The organism is Acinetobacter lwoffii (assembly GCF_024129115.1).
GTDB classification, from domain to species: domain Bacteria; phylum Pseudomonadota; class Gammaproteobacteria; order Pseudomonadales; family Moraxellaceae; genus Acinetobacter; species Acinetobacter lwoffii_T.
On record NZ_JAMXXO010000015.1, the window covers coordinates 40752 to 60979 of the forward strand.

Annotated in this window: 19 protein-coding genes; 13 read left to right on the forward strand and 6 right to left on the reverse strand. The window is 44.5% G+C overall.

Annotated elements, in window-relative coordinates; all coding sequences use genetic code 11:
• Positions 1–28: 28 nt before the first annotated feature.
• From NI470_RS11365 to NI470_RS11375, 3 genes are all read right to left on the reverse strand, one after another.
• Positions 29–1372: a DcaP family trimeric outer membrane transporter gene (locus NI470_RS11365; protein ID WP_253148413.1), complete on the reverse strand. Its 1344-nt coding sequence runs from the start codon at positions 1370–1372 to the stop codon at positions 29–31.
• 112 nt (positions 1373–1484) lie between these two features.
• Positions 1485–2855: an MFS transporter gene (locus NI470_RS11370; protein ID WP_253148412.1), complete on the reverse strand. Its 1371-nt coding sequence runs from the start codon at positions 2853–2855 to the stop codon at positions 1485–1487.
• Between the two features lie 229 nt (positions 2856–3084).
• On the reverse strand, positions 3085–3996 hold the full coding sequence (locus NI470_RS11375) for a LysR family transcriptional regulator (RefSeq protein ID WP_200228573.1): 912 nt from the start codon (positions 3994–3996) through the stop codon (positions 3085–3087).
• 115 nt (positions 3997–4111) lie between these two features.
• Between NI470_RS11375 and NI470_RS11380 the strand changes: the two genes are divergently transcribed.
• From NI470_RS11380 to pcaD, 12 genes are all read left to right on the forward strand, one after another.
• Entirely contained in the window at positions 4112–5221 is a 1110-nt protein-coding gene (locus NI470_RS11380) for a muconate/chloromuconate family cycloisomerase (RefSeq protein WP_253148411.1), read from the forward strand.
• A 13-nt stretch (positions 5222–5234) separates the two neighbouring features.
• Positions 5235–5525: a muconolactone Delta-isomerase gene (gene catC, locus NI470_RS11385; RefSeq protein ID WP_253114615.1), complete on the forward strand. Its 291-nt coding sequence runs from the start codon at positions 5235–5237 to the stop codon at positions 5523–5525.
• Positions 5526–5678: 153 nt separating this feature from the next.
• Positions 5679–6599 carry a catechol 1,2-dioxygenase gene (gene catA, locus NI470_RS11390; protein WP_086044786.1) on the forward strand — a complete coding sequence of 307 codons (921 nt, stop codon included), beginning with the start codon at positions 5679–5681 and terminating at the stop codon, positions 6597–6599.
• Between the two features lie 71 nt (positions 6600–6670).
• On the forward strand, positions 6671–8059 hold the full coding sequence (benA, locus tag NI470_RS11395; RefSeq protein WP_219309339.1) for a benzoate 1,2-dioxygenase large subunit: 1389 nt from the start codon (positions 6671–6673) through the stop codon (positions 8057–8059).
• On the forward strand, positions 8056–8547 hold the full coding sequence (gene benB, locus NI470_RS11400) for a benzoate 1,2-dioxygenase small subunit (protein ID WP_253148410.1): 492 nt from the start codon (positions 8056–8058) through the stop codon (positions 8545–8547). Before benA ends, benB begins: the two co-directional genes overlap by 4 nt.
• A 90-nt stretch (positions 8548–8637) precedes the next feature.
• Complete coding sequence (benC, locus tag NI470_RS11405) at positions 8638–9654, forward strand: benzoate 1,2-dioxygenase electron transfer component BenC (RefSeq protein ID WP_243474307.1); 1017 nt, start codon at positions 8638–8640, stop codon at positions 9652–9654.
• A gap of 17 nt (positions 9655–9671) precedes the next feature.
• Positions 9672–10457, forward strand: coding sequence for a benzoate diol dehydrogenase BenD (gene benD, locus NI470_RS11410; protein ID WP_005106868.1), 786 nt, complete (start codon positions 9672–9674; stop codon positions 10455–10457).
• Between the two features lie 58 nt (positions 10458–10515).
• Positions 10516–11736 (forward strand): benzoate/H(+) symporter BenE, encoded by a 1221-nt coding sequence (benE, locus tag NI470_RS11415; RefSeq protein ID WP_253148409.1) that lies wholly within the window; start codon positions 10516–10518, stop codon positions 11734–11736.
• 37 nt (positions 11737–11773) lie between these two features.
• The gene (locus tag NI470_RS11420; RefSeq protein ID WP_253148408.1) at positions 11774–12445 is read left to right on the forward strand and encodes a 3-oxoacid CoA-transferase subunit A; all 672 of its coding nucleotides are present in this window, start codon (positions 11774–11776) and stop codon (positions 12443–12445) included.
• A 19-nt stretch (positions 12446–12464) separates the two neighbouring features.
• Positions 12465–13115, forward strand: coding sequence for a 3-oxoacid CoA-transferase subunit B (locus NI470_RS11425; RefSeq protein WP_005106867.1), 651 nt, complete (start codon positions 12465–12467; stop codon positions 13113–13115).
• Positions 13116–13278: 163 nt separating this feature from the next.
• Complete coding sequence (gene pcaF, locus NI470_RS11430) at positions 13279–14484, forward strand: 3-oxoadipyl-CoA thiolase (RefSeq protein ID WP_253148407.1); 1206 nt, start codon at positions 13279–13281, stop codon at positions 14482–14484.
• A 59-nt stretch (positions 14485–14543) separates the two neighbouring features.
• A complete protein-coding gene (gene pcaD / locus NI470_RS11435; RefSeq protein WP_004647048.1) occupies positions 14544–15323 on the forward strand; it encodes a 3-oxoadipate enol-lactonase in 780 nt (259 codons plus the stop codon).
• Between the two features lie 74 nt (positions 15324–15397).
• Here the strand turns inward: pcaD and NI470_RS11440 are convergent, their stop codons facing one another.
• Together NI470_RS11440 and NI470_RS11445 are read right to left on the reverse strand one after the other, a co-directional pair.
• Positions 15398–16285 carry a DMT family transporter gene (locus tag NI470_RS11440; RefSeq protein ID WP_253101171.1) on the reverse strand — a complete coding sequence of 296 codons (888 nt, stop codon included), beginning with the start codon at positions 16283–16285 and terminating at the stop codon, positions 15398–15400.
• A 100-nt stretch (positions 16286–16385) separates the two neighbouring features.
• The gene (locus tag NI470_RS11445) at positions 16386–17519 is read right to left on the reverse strand and encodes a hypothetical protein (RefSeq protein ID WP_253148406.1); all 1134 of its coding nucleotides are present in this window, start codon (positions 17517–17519) and stop codon (positions 16386–16388) included.
• Positions 17520–17774: 255 nt separating this feature from the next.
• Here NI470_RS11445 and NI470_RS11450 point away from each other — a divergent pair, with 255 nt between their 5' ends.
• A complete protein-coding gene (locus NI470_RS11450; RefSeq protein ID WP_004647052.1) occupies positions 17775–18842 on the forward strand; it encodes a zinc-binding metallopeptidase family protein in 1068 nt (355 codons plus the stop codon).
• Positions 18843–19032: 190 nt separating this feature from the next.
• Here NI470_RS11450 and NI470_RS11455 read toward each other — a convergent pair whose 3' ends face one another.
• A complete protein-coding gene (locus tag NI470_RS11455) occupies positions 19033–20202 on the reverse strand; it encodes a thiolase family protein (RefSeq protein ID WP_253114688.1) in 1170 nt (389 codons plus the stop codon).
• Positions 20203–20228 lie beyond the last annotated feature (26 nt).

Sequence of the window (20228 nt, forward strand, 5' to 3'; positions counted from 1 at the left end):
TAGGTTTCTTATGTAAAATCGCTAGAGCTTAGAAACTGTAAATTGCAACTGCATTCACTCGGTTATCTTCACCTTTTGTACTGCCATTTGGTGCAGCACCCAATGCTTCACGTTCACCATAAACATATTCCAGGCCAAAACTCAGCGGTTTTGTAGGGTTATAGAACACATTGGCCCAAGCCTGCCAAAGGTCTTTGTTCACTGCTGTTAGAGTCAGACCAGGAGCAGCAAGATAGCCATTATCTTGGTCGAAATTCATATAACCATAGCCTACTGTGCCACGCAATTTATCATTAAACTGCTGCGTTAGACCGACTGTAATTGAGTCGAATTCACTCTGTAGAAGATCTCCATTAGCAGCTGTAACGACACCTGGATTGGCGTAAGAGACAAAACTGCTATCACCTTTGACATGATAATAATCTGCCTTAAGGCTGGTGCCTGGAACAAACTCATATTTCGCGCCTAAACCTACACCCCATGCAGTTTTTTCATCTTCATTCACGCGTTTTTCATTCCCCATCGCACGCGCGCTAACAGAAAGATTATCCGCAAATTTGTGGTTTAAGCGTGCAGTTAAAGCCGGTAAACGCTGTTTGATTCCTGTAATGGTCGCATCTTTCGGATCTTCTACTGCAAGCACCAGATTGGTCGCTGGACTCAAAGTACTGGTATGACGAATCTGAGGTGTCCGTTTAATTGAACCACCGGCATAAACCAGTGCATCTACCGTCTCAGGTATATAGTCCGGAGTTGCAAAGTTTGACCAGGTTTGACCAATTAACCAGTCAGCATAGCTGATATAGGCATGACGGATACGCAGGTTATCAAAACCAGCTCCACCCAGGAAATCGACCTCAACCTTACCACTTAAGGCCTTATCCCCAGCACCCACGGGCGCTTTAAAATCCATCCCTAAACGGGTGGCTGAAAGCGTGGACTTAAACTCATCACTGCGTTCACCTGTGCCTTCAAGAGGTACCGCATTAATCTGGTTATACATACGTGTCGCTGCACCGCCCTCAGCCTGATAAGAGGCATCAGCACGGATATTACCGTATAAATTAAACTCGGCCCCACTGGCAATTTTCATCACAGGTTTGCTCGCAGGCGCTACTGCTGTATTTGCAGGTGCCGGCGTTGCCGCTACAGGTGCAGTCACAGCAGCTGTCTGAGTCTGCTGCTGTTCAATCAAGGCACGTAAAGCTTGAACCTCTTGACGCAACTGCTCAATTTCCTGCTGATTGGACTGAGCTGGAGTTTGTGCCTGGGTAGACAAGCTAAGGCCCCCTAAACTTATTGCCATCATGCTCATCAGAACCGTGCGTTTTAATGTGATTGTTTGATTATTAAATAATTGTTCCGTGTTCATCCTAAACTCACTTTTTTATTATGCGTCTCGATTCTAGCAACAGATCACCACCGCTTACGATGGCGATCTCTATCATTAGAAGTGTTTTCTTTATTAATTGATATTTAATCCATTAACTTGCTTTTTCAGCGAGAGAATCAGTGCGAATCTCAGATCTAGCAAGGGCTTGACCTTCTACTGACATTTTTAAGTTCACCAGGAAAATTGCCAGCGCAGCAATCAAACCGGGAATCGCAATTGCAAAGAAGTTCATTTGATGCGGTAAATTCATGGTGAGTAAAGCACCTGTCAGTACCGGTCCAACAATCGCACCGATACGTCCAATCCCGGAAGCCCAACCCATGCCGGTGGAACGCACAGTCGATGGATAATATTGTGCCACGAAGGTATAAAGCAGAATTTGAGAACCAATGGTTGCTGCACCGGCCACTGCAATCAAGCTATAAAGCACGAATTGCGGACTGTTATAACCGAGCAGGATTAAAGAAGCTGCCCCGCAAAGAAACATGATTGTCAGTACTTTTTTGATATGGAAACGGTCTGCCAGATAACCCCCACCAATAGCCCCGATCATGCCGCCAATATTCAGGGCAAACAGGAAGATCATGCTGGCACCCAGTGAATATCCGGCTTGAATCATCAGTTTTGGTAACCAGCTGCCTAGTGCATAAACCATTAATAGACACATAAAAAATGCCAACCAGAACATAAAGGTACTAAATGTGCGACCTTGCTGGAATAATGCTTTTAAAGGTGCTTCATCGCCTTTTTGCACTTCATTCAGGACAAACTGGGTGTCAGATCCAATTATCTGTGTTGGCGAGATTTTCTGGATAATGCTTTGCGCTTGAGCAGTCTGCTGCTTATTGGTCAGGTACATCAGCGATTCTGGTAAATATTTCCAGAGTATTGGCAGGAACAGTAAAGGAGTACCCGCAAGCAAGAACATGATTTTCCAGCCAAACTGTGGCACCAGCCATGCGCCAAGTAAGGCAGATGTCATGCCACCGATCGCATAACCACTAAACATCAAGGCAACCAGCGTGCTGCGAATCCGCTTCGGTGCGTATTCCGTCATCAGGGCAACGACGTTTGGCATCACGCCCCCAATACCAAGTCCGGCAAGGAAACGTAAAATCCCGAATTCGACAGGTGATGTAGCAAAGGCACCGATAAACGTAAAGCCACTAAAGATCGCGACACAGATCATGATGGTTTTTTTACGTCCCAGTTTATCGGATAAGGTTCCAAAGCTCATGGCTCCAAACATCATACCGAATAAGGCAGTGCTGGCTAACATTCCGGCCTGTACTGCACTGAGTGACCATTCCTGCATTAGTAGCGGTAAAGCCACGCCGTAAATCACCAGGTCATAACCGTCAAAAATAATGATCAGCAAACACCAGATCAGGACGCCCCAATGAAAAGGCGTGAACTTCGCTTCATCGATCAGCGTATTTATATTCACTTTATTTGTAGACATCTTCACCTCCTAATTGTGAAGTTCAATTTATGAGATTCACAATGCAGAAGATGTCCATAAATGTCCAAAACTGAATAGGCATACTTCTATACCTATAAAGTCTGCCTTCAAGAAAAGGCTTTATTTACTATGCCTTAATGATATTCATCCAAATAAAACGACTTTAATTCAGTCATTAAATAATAATTTCACCTATTTTATATAGCATCTAAAAAGTTTTTAATCTTGTTTAAAACACCGCACGATCATATTTAATCGCTTCAAGATCATAGACCTGATAGACCGCATCAAACAGATAACGAATATATTCACTTTCATCCATGTTACGAATCGCCATAAAGACCGGACTGACCGCAAATTCATCTAATAAAGGGATAAAGTTTAAATGTGCCAGACGAATATTCTGAGCACTTTCCGGCACGATACAAACACCCTCTCCAGCAGCCACAAAACCCAGCGCCAGTTGCAATTCACTGACTGCACGGATATTTTTTGGTTCCAGTCCATACTCGGAAAATATACCGCGTACCTGGGTAGAAAAATTAGCCTTACCATTATTCGGGTATAAAAAGAGTGGCTGATCCACCAGTTCAGCCAGGTTCACGCCATCTCGATGGGAAAGAAAATGGCTGGAATGTGCCGCGACCATCAGCCGTTCTTCCCGCAGCAACACTCGTTTCACTGCCGGATCTGAAATTCTCAAGCGTCCAAAACCGACATCAATCCGCCCTTCTTTAAGTGCCTGAATCTGCTCTGAAGTATTCATTTCAACCATCTCAATTTTGAGCTGGGGGTGTTGCTGCTTAAATAGAAACACAATACGCGACAGTAAACCGAATAATAAAGAGCCGACAAAACCAATGCTAATGGTGCGATCAGCGATGCCAATCCGTTTGGTCATCGATTTGATTTCTTCCGCATTAGACAAAAGTTTAACCGCATGCTGGTAGAAGAATTGACCTGCTTCTGTGGTCTTAAGCGGTCTGCTCCCTCTTTCAAAGAGCTGAATATCCAGTTCCTGTTCCAGATTTTGTATCTGTCTGCTTAAAGGTGGTTGAGCAATAAACAGTTTTTCTGCCGCCTTGGTAAAACTTTGTTCTTCGACGACGGCAACGAAGTAACGCAAATGCCTGAGTTCCATATTCCTGCATACCTTTAAAGTATAAAAAAATGCTAAATCGATCTTAGACCAATCAACATTATTCTTTTAAGGTATATCAAGTCAAAACATTAAAGCAAGAATGTGAAGCGTAATTATGTATAAGTCAGTTGAAACCTTGCTGGTTCAAATACCGACGATCCGTCCTCACAAGATGGCTGTCGCAACCATGCAAACCCAGACACTGGTCCTGGTCAGAATCACCACCGAAGACGGTTACGTGGGTTGGGGCGAAGCCACCACCATTGGCGGTTTAGGCTACGGTGAAGAAAGCCCAGAAAGTGTCAAAGTGAATATTGAGACTTACTTTGCACCGCTTCTGAAAACATTATCAGGTTTGAATGTTGCACAGACATTACAAGCCATCAAAAAGAATATTAATGGTAACCGTTTTGCCAAATGTGCCATTCAGACTGCACTGCTGGATATTCAGGCACAACGTCTGAACCAGCCACTGAGTGAAATTCTAGGTGGACGTTTACGTGACAGCGTACCAGTGCTGTGGGTACTGGCATCTGGCAATACCGAGAAAGACATTGCTGAAGCCCAGAAAATGATTGCGGCCAAACGCCACAATATTTTCAAACTGAAAATTGGTTCTCGCCCAGTGGAACAGGATGTTGAACATGTGCTTGCCATTAAACAGGCATTGGGCAAAGACATTTCGATCCGTGTGGATGTCAACCGTGCCTGGTCAGAGCTGGACGCGATTAAAGGCATTCAGTTACTCCAGGACGGCGGCATTGACCTGATTGAACAGCCATGTGCAATTGATAACCTGGATGCCATGCGCCGTCTGACCCGACGTTTTGATGTTGCCATCATGGCAGACGAATCGTTAATGGGCCCGCACTCAGCGTATGAGATTGCCAAACAAAACGGTTCATCTGTTTTTGCAGTCAAAGTTGCCCAGTCGGGTGGCCTGATTGAAGGTTGTGAAGTAGGCAAGATTGCCAAACTTGCAGGTATTGACCTGTATGGCGGCACCATGCTGGAAGGCCCTGTGGGCACGATTGCTTCGGCACATGTGTTCTCTACTTTTGAAAGTCTGGCGTTCGGTACCGAGCTGTTTGGTCCTCTACTGCTGACTGAAGATATTTTGAAAACCCCGCTCAACTATCAAAACTTTGAACTTGAGATTCCGAAAGGGCCAGGTCTGGGGATTGAGTTGGATGAAAACAAGATTGACAACTTGCGTCGTCAGTAATTAGGAGAAACCCATGCTTTTTCACGTACGTATGGATGTAAACATTCCACGTGATCTGCCAGTTGAACAGGCAAACGAAATTAAGGCTGTTGAAAAGGCTTATTCACAGGAATTGCAGCGTCAAGGCAAATGGCGTCATATCTGGCGCATCACGGGCCAGTACTCAAACATCAGTATTTTTGATGTTGAAAGCAATGAAGAGTTGCACAACTTGCTACAGGGCTTGCCGCTCTATCCGTATATGAACATCGAAGTTATGGCATTGAACCGCCATCCATCATCGATTCGGGATGATGACAAGTAATGAATAAATTCGGGAATGGAAATAAAAAAATCCTTCCCACCCATACACCTGAGGGTAATCCAAAAGGACTTGTGGCCAGCAAGATTTAGCCAGCCAAATGAATGCTAAAACATGCGCCACTAAAATATGAAAACATACTTTAGGAGCAATAGTATGAATCGCCAAGAAATTGATGCATTAGTTAAGCAAATGAACGTTGATACAGCGACAGGTCCTGTAGATGAACGTGTACAACAAGTTGTTGTGCGTTTATTGGGTGACCTTTTCCAAGCGATCGAAGATCTTGATATTTCCCAATCAGAACTGTGGAAAGGTCTGGAATACTTTACTGATGCCGGTCAAGCGAACGAATTAGGTTTATTGGCTGCAGGTTTGGGTCTGGAGCATTACCTAGACTTACGTGCTGATGAAGCGGATGCTAAAGCAGGCATTACTGGCGGTACGCCACGTACGATTGAAGGTCCACTTTATGTAGCTGGCGCACCTGAAACAGTAAGCTTTGCGCGTATGGATGATGGTTCTGAAGAAGGCAAAATCCCGACTTTAATCATTGAAGGTACAGTGACGGATACTGACGGCAACCGTGTTGAAGGTGCCAAAGTTGAAATCTGGCATGCAAACAGCCTAGGCAACTACTCATTCTTTGACAAGTCACAGTCTGACTTTAACTTGCGTCGCAGCATCATTACCGCTGCCGATGGTCAATATACTGCATTGACTACAATGCCAGTGGGTTATGGCTGCCCTCCAGAAGGTACAACTCAGTTTGTACTGGACAAATTAGGCCGTCATGGTAACCGTCCATCACACGTACATTACTTCGTATCTGCACCGGGTTACCGCAAGCTGACTACTCAATTCAACATTGAAGGCGACCAATACCTGTGGGATGACTTCGCATTCGCTACTCGTGAAGGCCTGGTGGCAACTGCGGTTGACGTGACTGATGAAGCTGAAATTGCAAAACGTGGTCTGAAAGGTCCTTTCAAACACATTCAATTTGATATTGAACTTGTGAAAGAGAAACAAGACGCACCTTCTACTGAAGTTGATCGTCGCCGCGCTAGCGCTTAATACATTAAGAAGCGGGATATGCCTTGAGATATATCCCGCTGACTTCCCCCTTGGAAAGTCGGAGAAAGGACATGCCTCGTATTCCCGTAATTAACACCAGCCATTTAGACCGCATTGACGAATTACTGGTTGATGATTATGAATCTGGTGAATTTAAACTACACCGTTCAGTATTTACAGACCAGGCCCTGTTTGACCTTGAGATGAAATACATCTTTGAAGGCAACTGGGTTTATCTAGCACATGAAAGCCAGATTCCAAACAATAACGACTTCTATACTACCTATATGGGTCGTCAGCCGATCATCATTGCACGTAACCGTCAAGGTGAACTGAATGCCATGATCAATGCCTGTTCGCATCGCGGTGCACAATTGTGCCGTAACAAGAAAGGCAATAAAGCAACTTATACTTGCCCATTCCATGGCTGGACCTTCAATAACTCAGGTAAGTTATTAAAAGTCAAAGATCCGGCTGAAGCGGGTTATTCAGACTGCTTTAATAAAGACGGTTCACATGACCTGAAAAAGGTTGCCCGTTTTGAAAACTATAAAGGTTTCCTGTTCGGCAGCTTGAATCCGGATGTTCCTTCTCTGGAAGAATACCTGGGCGAAGCGACCAAAATCATTGACATGATCGTGGATCAGTCTGAACAAGGTCTGGAAGTTTTACGTGGTTCTTCGACTTATACCTATGAAGGTAACTGGAAGTTGACTGCTGAAAACGGTGCTGATGGTTATCACGTGTCTGCTGTACACTGGAACTATGCTGCAACGACTCAGCAACGTAAAGAAAAAGAAGCTGGTGACAACATCCGTGCGATGAGCGCAGGTGCATGGGGCAAACAAGGTGGTGGTTCTTACGGCTTTGAACATGGTCACATGTTACTTTGGACGCAATGGGCAAACCCGGAAGACCGTCCTAACTTTGCCAAGAAAGATGAATACACTGCGCAATATGGCGAAGCTATGGCGAAGTGGATGATCGAACGTTCACGTAACCTGTGTATCTATCCAAACGTTTACTTCATGGATCAGTTTGGTTCACAAATTCGTGTCCTGCGCCCGATTTCTGTCGATAAGACTGAAGTGACGATCTACTGTATCGCACCTGTAGGCGAAGAGCCAGAAGCGCGTACCCGTCGTATCCGTCAGTATGAAGATTTCTTCAATGCTTCAGGTATGGCAACCCCAGACGATCTTGAAGAATTCCGTGCTTGTCAGGCAGGTTATGCCGGTATCGCGCTGGAATGGAACGACATGTGCCGTGGTTCTAAACACTGGATCCAAGGCCCGGACGATGCTGCCAACGAAATTGGGTTAAAACCAAAACTGTCTGGTATTAAAACTGAAGACGAAGGTCTCTACCTTGCTCAGCACCAGTACTGGTTAGAACTGATCAAAAAAGGCATTGCAACTGAAAAAGAAATTGCAGCATCTACTGAAGGAGAAAACGCATGAGCGACATCACTTTAGAAAATATTGCTCAGTTCCTGTATCAAGAAGCCCGCTTTTTAGATGATGAACAATGGGATGACTGGTTGACGTGTTATGCCCCTACTGCGTCTTTCTGGATGCCAGCCTGGGATGATGATGACAAGCTGACCACAGATCCACAGTCTGAAATCTCGTTGATTTACTATCCAGACCGTCAAGGTTTAGAAGACCGCGTGTTCCGGATCAAGACTGAACGTTCATCTGCAACCATGCCGGATACCCGTACCAGCCATAACATCAGCAATATTGAACTTGTTGAACGTGATGGCGACAAGGTCACTGTACGTTTTAACTGGAATACTTTGAGCTTCCGTTACAAAACAAGTTACAGCTACTTCGGTATGTCTCGTTATGAAATTGATTTCTCAGGCGATAAACCGCAGATTTTAAGCAAATATGTGGTACTGAAAAACGATTACATCAACCAGGTTATCGACATTTATCACCTCTAAGACTGTTTATACAGCCAGGTTATGCCTTTCGGTCAGATGGAAAATTGGCTGAAAGGCTCAGTTACAAAGATTTATATAGGATATTCAGCCATGTCAAACCACAATGTTGCACTTCAATTTGAAGATGGCGTTACACGTTTTATTTCTGTTTCTGACGGAGAAACCCTGTCAGACGCAGCTTACCGTCAAAAGATCAATATTCCTTTGGACTGCCGTGATGGTGCTTGTGGAACGTGTCGTGCGTTTTGTGAATCAGGTTCATTTGACATGCCTGAAGAAACCTATATTGAAGATGCACTAACACCTGAAGAAGCCGCTGAAGGCTATATTCTGGCTTGTCAATGTAAACCGACTTCAGATGCAGTGTTCCAGATTCAGGCCTCTTCAGAAGTTTGCAAAACTGAAATTCATGAATTCCAGGGTACGCTGGCTCGTGTCGAAAACCTGTCTGATTCAACCATTACTTTTGATATCCAGTTAGATGAAGGTCAACCAGACATTCACTTCCTAGCAGGTCAATATGTCAATGTCGGAATTCCAGGCACCACAGAGACCCGTTCTTATTCATTCAGCTCAAAACCGGGTAATCGTCTGACTGGTTTCGTAGTACGTAATGTACCGAATGGGAAAATGAGTGAATTCTTGAGCAAAAATGCCCAAGCTGGCGACAAAATGACCTTTACTGGTCCATTTGGTAGCTTCTACCTGCGCCCTGTGACCCGTCCTGTCTTGATGCTGGCTGGTGGTACAGGTATTGCACCATTCATGTCAATGCTGCAAGTGCTGGAAGAAAAAGGTTCAGAACATCCAGTGCGTTTAGTATTTGGTGTGACCAATGATTTCGACTTGGTAGCGATTGAAAAACTGAACGAACTGCAAGACAAATTCCCGTGGTTCGAATACCGTACAGTAGTTGCTAACCCAGAATCTGCACATGAGCGTAAAGGCTATGTCACCGGTCATATCGAAAACGAATGGCTAAATGGCGGTGATGTAGATGTCTACCTGTGTGGCCCTGTACCAATGGTTGAAGCGGTTCGCGGCTGGCTGGATGCTGAAGGCGTAAAACCTGCAAGCTTCCTGTTTGAAAAATTCTCTGCCAACTAATAGAGGGAATTTGTTCAATGTCTAATCGTCAAAGATTTGAAAATAAAGTCGTAATCGTGACCGGTGCCGCGCAAGGCATCGGTCGTGGTGTCGCGCTGCAAGTGGCGAGCGAAGGTGCTCAAGTCGTCATGGCTGACCTTTCCCCTTATGTGGAAGAAGTTCTGGCTGAAATTGAAGCGACTGGCGGTGATGCGATTACCGTCAAAGCCAATCTGGAAACGTTTGCTGGTGCTCAATCAGTCGTTGAAAAAGCGCTAGAAACCTATGGCCGTGTCGATGCGCTAATCAACAACGTCGGTGGCGCGATCTGGATGAAACCTTTCGAAGAATTTTCTGAAGAGGAAATTATCAAGGAAGTGAACCGTTCATTGTTCCCGACCTTGTGGTGCTGCCGTGCAGTTCTTCCGGAAATGATTAAAAATCAGAAAGGTACCATTGTAAATGTATCTTCTATTGCGACACGCGGCATTAACCGTGTGCCATATTCAGCATCGAAAGGTGGTGTGAACGGCCTGACCGCTTCCCTTGCCTTTGAACATGCCAAAGATGGAATCCGTGTCAATGCAATCGCGACTGGTGGTACTGAAGCACCACCCCGTAAAGTACCGCGCAATGCCAATCCACTGACTGAATCTGAAAAGGAATGGATGCAGCAAGTGGTTGATCAGACCATTGACCGTACTTTCATGGGACGCTACGGTACGATTCAGGAGCAAGTGAATGCGATTGTATTCCTGGCTTCCGATGAATCATCTTATATGACAGGTACAGTGGTACCGGTCGGTGGTGGTGATCAGGGCTAGTCCTGATCATCACGATTTTTAACAGGCTCATGGTTAGACGCAAGGAGGCACATCACCAATGAATACCCTGTTTCAGACATTAAAAAATGATTGGTCAATTTCAGCGACTGTTGCAGGATTTTTAGCAGTGCTGATTTCCTATTCAGGGCCACTGATCATTTTTTTCCAGGCGGCACAGCAAGCTCAAGTTTCCCCAGACATGATGATTTCATGGATTTGGGGAATTTCTATTGGTGCTGCGCTCGCAGGTATCTTTTTATCAATTAAATACAAAATACCTGTGGTCACCGCCTGGTCTGCACCCGGAACGGCTTTATTAGTCACGCTGTTTCCCGATATTTCGCTCAATGAAGCGGTTGCTGCCTATATCACCTCTGCCGTGGTGATTTTTTTCATTGGGATCACCGGTTATTTCGACAAATTGCTGTTCTGGATTCCTCAGGAAGTGGCTGCCGGAATGATGGCGGGGATTTTATTGCAGTTTGGTTTAGGGCTGTTCACCGCGACCGATACCATGCCCTATATCGTCTTTGGCATGCTGGCGGTATTTTTACTGGCCAAGCGTTTCAGTCCACGCTATGCCATGGTCTGGGTACTGGTTGCCGGTGTGGTTTTAAGCATGTTACTGGGCAAGATTAACCCGGTTACGGCAGATTTCAGTTTGGCCATTCCACAATTTATTGCACCGGAATGGACTTGGAGTTCAACCCTGAATCTGGCCCTCCCTCTCATTCTGGTCAGCCTGTCTGGCCAGTTTTTACCGGGAATGGCGATTATCAAACTCAGTGGTTATGACATGCCAGCCAAGCCGATTATCAGTGCGACCAGTATTGCCTCGCTTGCAGTGGCCTGTGTTGGGGGTATTACCATCGTATTGGCCTCTATCACGGCTGCTTTGTGTCTGGGGAAAGATGCCCACGAGCTGAAAGAAAAGCGTTATATCGCCGGTGTGGCGAATGGGCTTTTTTATATTTTAGGCGGCTTATTTGCCGGCAGTATTGTCATGCTGTTTAGCCTGATGCCCAAAGAATTAATTGCGGCTTTGGCAGGACTGGCATTACTGGGTGCGATTGCCACCAACATTTCCGTGGCCATGGGCAAAGAGTCGCAACGTGATGCAGCGCTTATCACCTTTTTAGCGACTGCTTCCGGCATGCATTTCTTGGGACTGAGTTCAGTCTTTTGGGGAATTTGCATTGGCCTGGTCGCACATTTTCTGCTGTCACAGAAAAACCGTAACGCAGTTCCGGTTACAGCATCAGATTCAAAACGAGTTTAAAGACATCCATCAGTTTAGGATATGTAAGGACCAGATTATGATAGATAAAAGTTCATTATCATTGAAAGAAGCACTCTCCCAGATCAAGGACGGTTCTACCATTATGATCGGTGGTTTCGGTACAGCGGGTCAGCCTGCTGAACTGATTGATGGTCTGATCGAATTGGGTATTAAAGACCTGATTATTGTCAACAACAATGCCGGTAATGGCGATTATGGTCTGGCGAAACTGCTTAAAGCTGGTGCTGTCCGTAAAATCATTTGTTCTTTCCCGCGTCAGTCTGATTCCTGGGTATTTGACGAGCTTTATCGTGCAGGCAAGATTGAACTGGAACTGGTACCGCAAGGTAATCTGGCTTGCCGTATTCAGGCAGCAGGTATGGGCTTAGGTCCAATCTACACGCCTACCGGTTTTGGTACCTTGCTGGCGGAAGGCAAACCGACCCTGAACTACGAAGGTAAAGACTACGTTTTAGAAAATCCAATTAAAGCTGACTTTGCTTTAATTAAAGCTTCTAAAGGCGACCGTTGGGGCAATCTGGTCTACCGTAAATCTGCGCGTAACTTCGGCCCGATTATGGCGATGGCTGCGGATGTGACGATTGCTCAAGTTTCTGAAGTGGTTGAACTGGGTGCACTGGATCCGGAACACATCATCACCCCGGGAATTTTTGTTCAACACGTTGTTCAAGTTAAACCTGCACAATAATTGGCATCGGAGAGAAATAATGAGCTATAGCAAACTGACCCGTGACCAGATCGCTGAACGTGTGGCACAAGACATTCCTGATGGTGCCTATGTAAACCTCGGTATTGGTTTACCGACCAAGATTTCAAGCTACCTGCCAAGCGATAAAGACGTCTTCCTGCATTCTGAAAATGGCCTGTTGGCTTTCGGTCCTCCTCCTGCTGAAGAAGACCGCGATCCTGAGCTGATCAATGCCGGTAAAGAATTCGTGACCTTACTTGAAGGCGGTTCTTTCTTCCATCATGGTGATTCTTTCGCCATGATGCGTGGCGGTCATTTAGACATCGCCGTATTGGGTGCTTTCCAGGTCGCTGAAAATGGTGACTTGGCTAACTGGCATACTGGTGCTCCAGATGCAATTCCAGCAGTCGGCGGTGCAATGGATCTGGCTGTTGGCGCGAAAAAAGTCTTTATTACGACTGATCACGTGACCAAAAAAGGCGAGCCAAAGATTGTGGCTGAATTATCTTATCCGGCTACTGGCCTGAAATGTGTGGATCGTATTTACACCGACCTGTGTGTGATTGATGTGACACCTGAAGGTATGAAAGTGATTGAGAAAGTTGAAGGTCTGTCATTTGAAGAATTGCAGTCAATGACCGGTGCCAAACTGATTGATGCGACTCGATGAGTATAAATAGACAGACATCGCTATTTTTAAACGACACATTGAATAGAGATTGAACGTTCCTTCTCCCTCTGGGAGAAGGTTAGGATGAGGGGAATTTCCAGACATCCTCTCCCTAACCCTCTCCTTCAAAGGAGAGGGAACTTTATAAAGAAGAGAATACTCCATGAAAAACGCATATATTATCGATGCCATCCGTACCCCATTCGGCCGTTATGCCGGTGGTCTCGCACCTGTCCGTGCAGATGACCTTGGGGCGCTGCCAATTAAAGCCTTAATGGAACGTAATCCATCGGTGAACTGGGAACAGGTCGATGACGTGATCTATGGCTGTGCCAACCAGGCCGGTGAAGACAACCGTAACGTCGGTCGTATGTCTTCTCTGCTTGCAGGCCTGCCTTATCAGGTGCCAGCGACGACCGTGAACCGCCTGTGTGGTTCATCGCTGGATGCAGTCGCAATGGCAGCACGGGCGATTAAAGCTGGTGAAGCCAATCTGATTATTGCCGGCGGTGTAGAAAGCATGTCGCGCGCGCCATTTGTCATGGGCAAGTCAGAAACGGCGTATGGCCGTAGCCAGAAGATTGAAGACACCACCATGGGCTGGCGTTTTATCAATCCGAAACTGAAAGAAATGTACGGCGTAGAAACCATGCCGCAAACGGCTGAAAATCTGGCGGAACAGTTCAACATCAACCGTGAAGACCAGGACAAGTTTGCCCTGACCAGCCAGCAACGTACCGCAGCAGCGCAGGCCAATGGTTTCTTTGCCAATGAAATTATTCCTGTAGTGATTCCACAGCGTAAAGGCGATCCGGTGGTTGTCGATACTGATGAACATCCGCGTGCTTCAACCACAGCAGAAGCTCTGGCAAAACTGAAACCCGTGGTCAAAGCAGATGGTACGGTTACAGCGGGTAATGCTTCTGGTATTAACGATGGTGCGGCTGCCCTATTAATCGCATCTGATGAAGCGGTTGCTCAACACGGTTTAAAACCGCGTGCCAAAATTATTGGCTCAACGGTTGTGGGTGTTGAACCACGTATCATGGGCTTTGGTCCAGCACCTGCCATTAAGAAATTACTGGCGCAAACCGGTCTGACTTTAGAGCAGATGGATGTGATCGAGCTGAATGAAGCTTTTGCAGCACAAGCTTTGGCTTGTACTCGTGACCTTGGCATTGAAGATGGTTCAGAGAAAGTCAATCCGAATGGTGGTGCAATTGCTTTGGGCCATCCACTTGGTGCATCTGGCGCACGCTTAGTCACAACCGCACTCAACCAGCTGGAACAAACTGGCGGTAAATACGGTCTTTGTTCAATGTGTATTGGTGTCGGTCAAGGCATCGCTTTGATTATTGAACGCGTCTAACAACCTATTAAAAAGATAAACCTCCTCCCTTTTTTAAAGGGAGGTCGGGAGGGATTTCAATGCCAACATTTACATCCAACGATGCCCAGATCAATTACCAGACCTTTGGTGATGCCAGCAAACCTGCCCTGGTTTTTTCTAATTCATTGGGTACTAAATTCAGCATGTGGCAACCACAAATTGAATTTTTCCAGCAAGACTATTTTGTCATTTGCTATGACACTCGTGGTCATGGCGCTTCCTCTGCACCACAAGGTCCGTATAGCCTGGACCAGCTAGGACAGGATGTAGTGAATCTGCTGGATCACCTGAACATCCAGAAAGCCGCTTTCTGTGGTATCTCGATGGGCGGTTTAACCGGTCAATGGTTAGCGATTAACAAGCCTGAACGTTTTAGCCACGTGATTATTTGCAATACTGCTGCCAAGATTGGTCAGGAACAGGCCTGGCTGGAACGTGCCGCGCTGGTGCGTGAACAAGGTCTGGCGCCGATTGCATCTACTGCAGCATCACGCTGGTTTACCGATCCCTTTATCCAAAGCAATGCAGCAATTGTTGCAGAACTTTCAAACGACCTTGGAGCTGGCAGCCCGGAAGGTTATGCAAGTTGTTGCGAAGCTTTGGCTAAGGCGGATTTACGTGAACAGATCAAAACGATTTCAGTGCCCGTACTGATTGTGGCCGGTCAGCAAGACCCGGTGACGACAGTTGCAGATGGTCAAGCCATGCAAGCTGAAATTTCACAAAGCCAGCTGTTTGAAATCAATGCCTCGCACATTTCCAATGTGGAGCAACCAGAAGCCTTTAATCAGGCAGTTCAGAAATTTATTGCAGCTTAAATACTAGAGGCAAAGAAAAAGCCACTGTTGATCAGTGGCTTTTTTATGCTTAGATTTAAAAAACTGGTTCTACATCAGGCCCAGATCACTAAAATCGCTGCAATCACTACTAAGCCCAGACCCCAATGCTCGGTACGTGCCAGTTTTTCTTTAAAGAAATATGCCGAAATCAGCATACTAAACAGAATCTCAATTTGTCCTAAGGTTTTCACGACCGGCACACTCATCATGCTCATGGCAGTAAACCAGCCTAGTGATGCCATAAAACTGCACACACTCACTTTAAAAGTTAAGCCCAGACGCTGCCACATGGCCACTAAAGTCTGGCGGCTGAATAGGCTTAGATAAAGCAGCATACTCAGGCACTGAAAACTGATCACCATTAACAACACCCAGGCCGCACGATGCAAGGTTGGTAAAGTGGTTAATTCTAAACTGGCTTCGCGTACCAGTAGTGAGGTAATGGCAAAACTTAAACCGCTTCCGATGCCAATAGCCAGTGTTCTGGCTGAAAACCCACTGACCTGTTGGCCTTTACTCAATAAAAATACCGCATATCCGCCTAGTGCCACACCAATCCACGCCAGGAATGACAAATGATCCGCTAAAAAGGTCACGCCGATAATGGCGGCTAAAATGGCTTCGCTTTTCGCCAACCCCACTCCAACGGCATAATTTTTTTGCTTGAACAGTTGCACCATCAGTGCCGTAGCTAAAATCTGACTGCAACCCGCAATTACTACATAGATCCAAAACTTTGGGGTGAAGTGAGCCACACTTTCAACCGGCTTGAAATAATACAGGCTGCTCAGGTACAGCACAGCAAATGGCAAGCCAAAAATAAAGCGTGCCAGGGTGACTCCCCACACATCCACCGTGGTACTAAGCTGTTTTTGAAAGGCGTTACGCCAAGCCTGCATAAATGCAGCCATTAAAGTGAAGAAAATCCAGCTGAATGCCATCTACTGATCGCTATTACCTCAAAAGTAAATTAATTCTATGCCTTAGTAAAAGCGCTGACTAATTAAAAATAGGATACTCGCCGATAGCGGAAAGTTTGGATTACTTTCTAAATTCACTCACTAATTTGGCAAGTTGCTCCATTCCATCAAAGGTGGTTGGAATCTTGTCATCAGATGAAACTAGCGGTGAAAAGATAATATTTTCAAATTTCTCAAAGCCTGCTGCATTTTTCTTATGCAGTTTTTCTGAATCTTCAGCATAGTTATGGATGAACTGACACAGTGCCATGCGAAGTTCTAGCTGCATCATTTGAGATTGGACTGCTCTTTTGTCTTGTAAAGAAATTTTTAAAAGATATAACGTAATTAAAATTAAAGTAATGAAGGGAATAGAAATAAACCACATACCAGTAGGTAGCTTTCCATCAAAATAGAAAAATGCTCCAATTAATGCACCTAATTCCACAAAAGGTATAGAAAACATTGTTGCTGCAACAAAGCTATAAGTACCTTTTGCATTATCTAACTCTATTTTTTTCTGATCATAAAGCTCTTTAAAACCTTTATTGAGCAAAACGAAATCATAAGTTTGTTTATTTTTTTCAAGACGCTTTTCTAATTCTGATACTTCACTTTTTTTAGATTCAAATGTACTAGTCCAAGCATCAATTTTTTCTATATTTCTGTGATTAGACTCTAAATATTCAATATATTTTGAAAAATGATCAGGTGTTAAAGTTTCAATTATTTTTTGAAAATTTGGATTAGAATAAACTTTACTTAACAGTTTAAATGGCAATTTATCTATAAAAGAAAAAATATAATTTACTTCAGGACTGAATTTATTTGCATTATTTTCAATAAAATCAAAAAAGGATTTTTGAAAAGAGTATCTATAATCTTTCCTAAACATTACTTCTTTATAATATGCATAGATTAATAAATTTATATACTCTAGCTTTATTCGATCCGAATATTCAAAATGATGCCCTAATTCCCCATACTCATTATCAAATACCAACTTTAAACTTAAATCATTTCTTTTTTTGATCTCTATACAGTGTTCTTCAAACTCATTTAGCCTTTCATTATCATAAAGATCTATAGGATCTAAATTTTTTAGTAACTCCTTTTCCCACTCATCAATATCTGTCCTTTCTTTAATTTCAGAAATATATTTTTTTAATTGAATGATAACATTGCTAAATGAATTACTAAGAAATGAAAAAGCCATACTAAACCAATTTTTATAATTAAATAATGGTAATTTTCTTATAAATCAAAAACTAAAGCAATATCAATAATCATTAAACTATCTTTGATGGGATATTCATTCACACCTTTTTTACAATTCATCCATATAGAATTTTCAATGAAATTTTTATGATGTTTCTTTATCAGGAAGAAATTTAGGTAGGCATTCTGAACCTTTTTTCGTGTTCATCATCGATAAACATTTTAGGTCGTTCGTTTCCCTACAGGGAGTTTAATGAAACATTTTGAATGTGCCGTCTGCAAGCAACAGCTGTTTTTTTACAAATCAGTTTGTGATCACTGTCTGTCACCGATCGGTTATATCGCTTCGGAAAAAGAGCTATGCGCATTCGAAAAACAGAGTGCTGAGCGATGGGTTCCAATCGCCAAAAACTACCAGCATGCCAGTTATAAACCCTGTCACAATTATGTAAATTATCAGGTATGCAACTGGATGATTCCCAGCGATGAAGATGAGGAATTTTGTGAATCCTGTCAGCTTACCCATGTCATTCCTGATCTGGAAAATTCCGAGAACCTGATTTACTGGTTTCGACTGGAAGAAGCCAAACGCCGTTTCCTGTATTTGGCCCAGCGCATGAACATGATGCCACGCCCTAAAAAGTCTGAAGATGATCCATTTGGTCTGCGATTTGATTTTCTCCTGCCTCAAGAAGATAAGCCTGTTTTAATTGGTCATGCTAATGGTGTCATTACCCTAAATGCAATTGAAGCTGATGTTGTTTATCGTGAAACTACACGTGTAAATATGGGTGAAAACTACCGGACTTTATTGGGTCATTTTCGTCATGAAAGTGGCCATTATTATTTTGCGCTCATGCAACATATGCATCCGGAATTGCTAGATGAATTCCGTCAGTATTTTGGCGATGAGCGGCAGGATTATGGCAAGGCACTTGAACGCCATTATAATGAAGGCGCGCCAATCAACTGGCAGGAAAAGTACATCAGTGCTTATGCTACCGCCCATCCCTGGGAAGACTGGGCAGAAACCTGGGCGCACTATCTGCATATGATGGAAACACTGGAAACTGCCTACTATGGTGGTATGCGTGTTGAAGGAAATGGCAGCTATCTGGCCAGCATGGATTTTAAAGAATGCCCGATTGGTGGACAGGATTTTGAACATATTCTGGAAAACTGGGTTACCTTGACCTTTAATCTAAATGCCTTAAACCGTTGTATGGGCCTGGAAGATGCCTACCCGTTCAAGCTGAGCGAAGCGGTTAAAGACAAGTTACGATTTATTCACCGGCATGTGCTGGAAAAAGTTTTTAAATAATTTAAAAAGTAATTTTTATAGTAAAACTATTGATGGAATGGGATCAGCAAAGTCTGAAAATATGGATTTTATTGTGTATTTTAAAAATTAATATGATTTAAAAAATCCCTGCTCCTGGCGAACCAAGAGCAGCAACTTTTGAATGAATCAGTATTTAGTTTGCTACCTGAATATACGATTTAAGATGGGCTTAAATTAGTTCCACAGCAATCGCAGTCGCTTCACCACCACCGATACATAAGGATGCAATCCCTTTCTTGCCGCCAGTACGTTTTAAGGCATGAATCAAGGTCACGATAATACGGGAACCAGAAGAACCCAATGGATGACCAAGTGCACAGGCACCGCCATTAATGTTCACTTTTGCTGGATCAAGTTTAAAGCCATCAATGGCTAACATGGTCACCATGGCGAACGCTTCGTTGATTTCCCAAAGGTCAACATCCTGAGCATCCCAACCGGTTTTTTTCAGGACTTTTTCAATCGCACCAACCGGTGCAATGGTAAATTCTGATGGATGCTGCGAATGGCTGGCATAGGCCAGAATATGAGCTAGCGGTTTTAAGTTACGCTGTGCAGCAATTTCGCTCGAGGTGATCACCAGTGCTGAAGCACCATCTGAAATTGAACTGGCATTTGCCGCAGTAATGGTTCCGTCTTTTTTGAACGCTGGACGCAGAGTTGGAATTTTGTCAGCCTTGGCATTTAAAGGCTGTTCATCCTGTTCCACCACCACATCGCCTTTACGGCTACTGACAGTGACCGGTACGATTTCATCTTTAAAGAAACCTTGCTGCACCGCCGTCACGGCTTTATTTAAGGAACCAATCGCATAGTCATCCTGCTGCTCACGGGTATAACCTTTTTTATCCGCCATTTCCTGAGCAAGAATTCCCATCGACAGGCCTGTTTCCGCATCTTCCAGACCTTCCTGGAACATATGATCAATGACCTTTCCATGCCCCATACGGAATCCGGCACGTGCCTTGTCCATCAAATATGGTGCGTTCGACATCGACTCCATCCCGCCTGCAACCACAATCTCTGCTGAACCGGCCTTGATCGCATCTGCTGCCTGCATCACGGCTTTCATGCCTGAACCACAAATTTTATTGATGGTGGTCGCACCAGTTGAATCCGGTAGACCTGCCTGACGCATGGCCTGACGTGCCGGACCCTGTTTTAAACCGGCTGGCAGTACGCAGCCCATGATCACTTCATCAATATCATTGGCCGCCAATCCTGCACGTGCCACCACTTCTTTAATTGCCACAGCACCCAAATCCGGCGCGGTACAGCTTGACAATGAACCTTGAAAACCGCCCATCGCGGTACGTACTGCATCTACAATTACGATCATTTTAGTTTCATCCTTTTTCATCATTG